The organism is Polaromonas sp. P1_E3 (genome assembly GCF_056405935.1).
Genome location: NZ_JBFUBD010000303.1, coordinates 1 through 3,340, shown reverse-complemented (window position 1 = coordinate 3,340; position 3,340 = coordinate 1). Strand labels below are relative to the sequence as shown.

4 protein-coding genes are annotated in these 3,340 nt (G+C 62.5%); 3 read left to right on the top strand and 1 reads right to left on the bottom strand.

All coding sequences use genetic code 11. The annotated features are described in order from the left end of the window. On the top strand, nt 1–197 hold a 197-nt coding region (locus AC1D0Z_RS18230; RefSeq protein ID WP_477659611.1), incomplete at its 5' end, for a helix-turn-helix domain-containing protein. Nucleotides 198–363: 166 nt separating this feature from the next. Then, the gene (locus tag AC1D0Z_RS18225) at nt 364–552 is read left to right on the top strand and encodes a hypothetical protein (RefSeq protein WP_477659610.1); all 189 of its coding nucleotides are present in this window, start codon (nt 364–366) and stop codon (nt 550–552) included. 37 nt (nt 553–589) lie between these two features. On the opposite strand, the gene AC1D0Z_RS18220 is transcribed toward AC1D0Z_RS18225, so the two are convergent. Beyond that, nucleotides 590–1,438, bottom strand: a complete 849-nt coding sequence (locus tag AC1D0Z_RS18220; RefSeq protein ID WP_477659609.1) for a DUF6279 family lipoprotein — start codon at nt 1,436–1,438, stop codon at nt 590–592. Between the two features lie 91 nt (nt 1,439–1,529). Here AC1D0Z_RS18220 and glmU point away from each other — a divergent pair, with 91 nt between their 5' ends. Beyond that, the gene (gene glmU, locus AC1D0Z_RS18215) at nt 1,530–2,990 is read left to right on the top strand and encodes a bifunctional UDP-N-acetylglucosamine diphosphorylase/glucosamine-1-phosphate N-acetyltransferase GlmU (RefSeq protein ID WP_477659608.1); all 1,461 of its coding nucleotides are present in this window, start codon (nt 1,530–1,532) and stop codon (nt 2,988–2,990) included. Nucleotides 2,991–3,340 lie beyond the last annotated feature (350 nt).

The window sequence follows — 3,340 nt, the reverse complement described above, 5'->3', positions numbered from 1 at the left end:
GGTTTCCCATCAACCAGCAACACATTGYCGACGCCCTGGGCCTGTCATTGGTGCACACCAACAAGACACTCAGGCGCTTGCGCCAGCTGGGTCTGCACGAAGTTGAAAATGGCCGGCTCCGGTTGCTCAATACGCGGGCACTGGAGCGCATCGCCGACTACTACGACACGCCCCCGGCGCAGGTCCCCCTGCTCTGAACCGGGGGTGACTCGGGCGCGTAGGCGGCCGCCGACACCAAGGCCATGGAGTGGATGACAAAGGCTGCGCATTCGCGGTTTTAAGGTGGCTCCTTTCCCCGCGATTCCCATTTCTTTTTCCTGTCGGAAGGAAGCCGCGGCACACACAATCATCGAGGAGACGCCCATGAACCACCCCCAGGCACCCGGGGCGCGCTTGCAGCAGCAACCACGCCGTTCCTCGGACCGCCAGCAGCAGCAAAGCAGCGGTTCACGCGAGTTCCAGCCGCGCCAGTCACGGCCTGAAGACACTCCCGCCGGCCAGATGGGTGAAAGAAGCCGCGAAGCCACACGTGACCAACCTGAAAACAGCTAGGCCGCACCAGGGCCGCGGGCGTACGCAGCCCGGCCGGTTACGCCTTCTGGCTGTTGAGTGTCCTGAAATCCCTTTCATAACGGTGAAGGTTTTCCACGGCTTTTGAGCGCTGGGCGGGCGTGGTGCTGTTGTGCAGTTCCGCAAATCCCTGGCAGATATCCTGGGTCAGGCGTTCCAGGTAGTCCCGGTAGGCCATATCGGGTGAGTTCAAGGTGCGCTCAAAGAGTCCATTGATGGCGGCCTGTGTTTTTTCAGGCGTGCTGTGCCCGTCAGCCAGGGGACGCAGGGTTTGCAAGGCATCCTGCTGGCGCCGCAGCCTTTCCCGGTAGGACACCGTCGCATCAAAGTGGGATGTGTCGATGCGGCGGCCGATGATGTCCAGCTGTTTTTCATCCAGCCGGCCGTAGAGCATTTCGGCCCGGTTGACCGCTTCCTTGTAGCGCTTTTTCCGGCTGGTTTTGGATGACTCCAGGAAGTCCTCGCGGTAGTCGGCATTGTCTTTGTCAAAGCGCTGCTGCAGCTTCTTCATCTGGCTGGCGTGGAGCGTTCCCGCCAGCTTTGCCATGAGGGGCTCCGCCTCGTTCGACACCACCAGCAGCTTTCGGCGCAGATCGGTGTAAACCGCACAAGCTTTTGCCGTATCCATGTCCTGCGGCATCTGGTGCTGCAGTTTTTGCAGCGTGTCGATATAGCCCGGCAACTGGGTTTTCCGGTGCCAGGCATGCAGCTTGTCCAGATCGGCCCTGATCTGCACGCTTTGCGCATCCGTGAAGTCAAAATGGCCGTCCAGACGCCAGTACACCAGCTCGGGCGCCTGGTTGTAAGCCAGTTTCATCATCACGTTGCAACCGGGCAGTACCACCCCCAGCAGCATGGCCGCCAGCACACCGATAATCCGTAAGCTGCGTGCCAGTCCTGCCCCGGCAGGTGCGGAACGCTTTCCAGATCCTGTCCTTCGAAAATCCAGAGGAAATTTCATGGCAACCCCAGTTGATGTCGTCATCATGGCCGCGGGCAAAGGCACGCGGATGAAGAGCAGCTTACCCAAGGTTCTGCACCGATTGGGCGGGAGGGCTTTGCTGCAACATGTCATCGAATGCGCTGTGTCCTTGTCAGCGCGCAAGGCCGTCGTCATCACCGGCCACGGCGCCGGCGCCGTTGAGGCCGCCTGCCAGGGTTTTACGCAGCAGGAGCCTGGTGCGGATTCAAAAGTCAGCCTGCAATTCGCGCGGCAGGAACCGCAGCTCGGCACGGGCCACGCGGTGCAGCAGGCAATTCCCCTGCTGGCCGACGACGGCGTGACGCTGGTGCTGTCCGGCGATGTGCCGCTGACCCAGGCCGCCACCCTGCAGGCCTTGCTGGCGCAGTGCGACGGCCAGCGGCTGGCGCTGCTCACGCTCAGCATGGCCGACCCCACCGGTTATGGCCGTATCGTGCGCGCRCAAGCGCACGCCTCTGAGCCCCTGCGGGCCGGCGTCGCAGCCTCCGCCCAGGTACGCGCCATCGTCGAACATAAAGACGCGACGCCTGAGCAGCGCGAAATCCGGGAAATTTACAGCGGCATCATGGCCGTGCCCACGCGCCTGCTGCGCGCCTGGCTTTCCCGGCTGGACAATCAAAACGCGCAGGGCGAGTATTACCTCACCGACATCGTGAAGTTTGCGGTGGCCGATGGCGTTGCCGTGGTGGCGCAGCAGATCACCGATGCCGCCCAGGTCGCCGGTGTCAACAGCCCGGTGCAACTGGCCGAACTGGAACGCGTGTACCAAGGCCGGCTGGCGACGTCGCTGATGGAGCAGGGCGTGCGGCTGGCCGATCCCGCGCGGCTCGATGTGCGCGGCACGCTTCACTGCGGCCAGGATGTGGAGATTGACGTGAATTGCGTGTTCGAGGGCCAGGTCACGCTGGGCGACGGTGTGCGCATAGGTGCCAACTGCGTGGTTGCCAACTGCACCATTGCCGCTGGCGCCGTGATCCATCCCTTTACCCATATCGACGGCGAGAAGCTGGGTGTGCAGATTGGCGAAGGCGCGCTGGTCGGACCGTTTGCCCGCCTGCGGCCCGGCGCACAACTGGGCGCCGAGGTACACATCGGCAATTTTGTGGAAGTCAAAAACGCCACCCTGGCCAAGGGGGCCAAAGCCAACCACCTGGCTTACCTGGGCGACGCGACGGTGGGCGAGCGCGTGAACTACGGCGCCGGCAGCATCACCGCCAACTACGACGGCGCCAACAAGCATCGCACGGTGATTGAGGCCGACGTGCACATCGGCAGCAACTGCGTGCTCGTGGCACCGGTCACCATAGGTGCGGGCGGCACGGTGGGCGGGGGGTCGACCATTACCAAAAGTACGCCACCGGGTGCACTCAGTGTGGCTCGGGGCAAGCAGGTGAGTTTGCCTAACTGGAAGAGGCCGGTGAAGGTGGTTAAGGGGTAGGTCTTTGCCCATCTTGGCAGAGCCTTGTCTTGGCTGTTCTTGCTCAGGGTTGGGTGTGCTCTGCTGAGAGCTGCTGGCCGGGGGTTGCCCGGCATGCAACTCACTTTCTTTTGCTTCGCCAAAAGAAAGTAAGCAAAGAAAAGGCGACCCTGGTTCCTGCGTCCCTACGCTGCGCTACGGGCAACCTGCGGTGCTCGGTCCAGCCGGGGTCAAAAACAACTCGCCTTCGGCTCAAACAAGTTTTTGCCCTGATCCGTCTGGCCCTGCGCTCCTCGGCGCATCCACAAGGGGGTGGCAGAGGAATACCGAACAGCCAACAACCGAATACCAGAACCCGAACACCTGAAGAA

Bases quoted from the DNA above. Each gene is read 5' to 3' on its own strand.
- AC1D0Z_RS18225 (WP_477659610.1), top strand. From the start codon at position 364: ATGAACCACCCCCAGGCACCCGGGGCGCGCTTGCAGCAGCAACCACGC.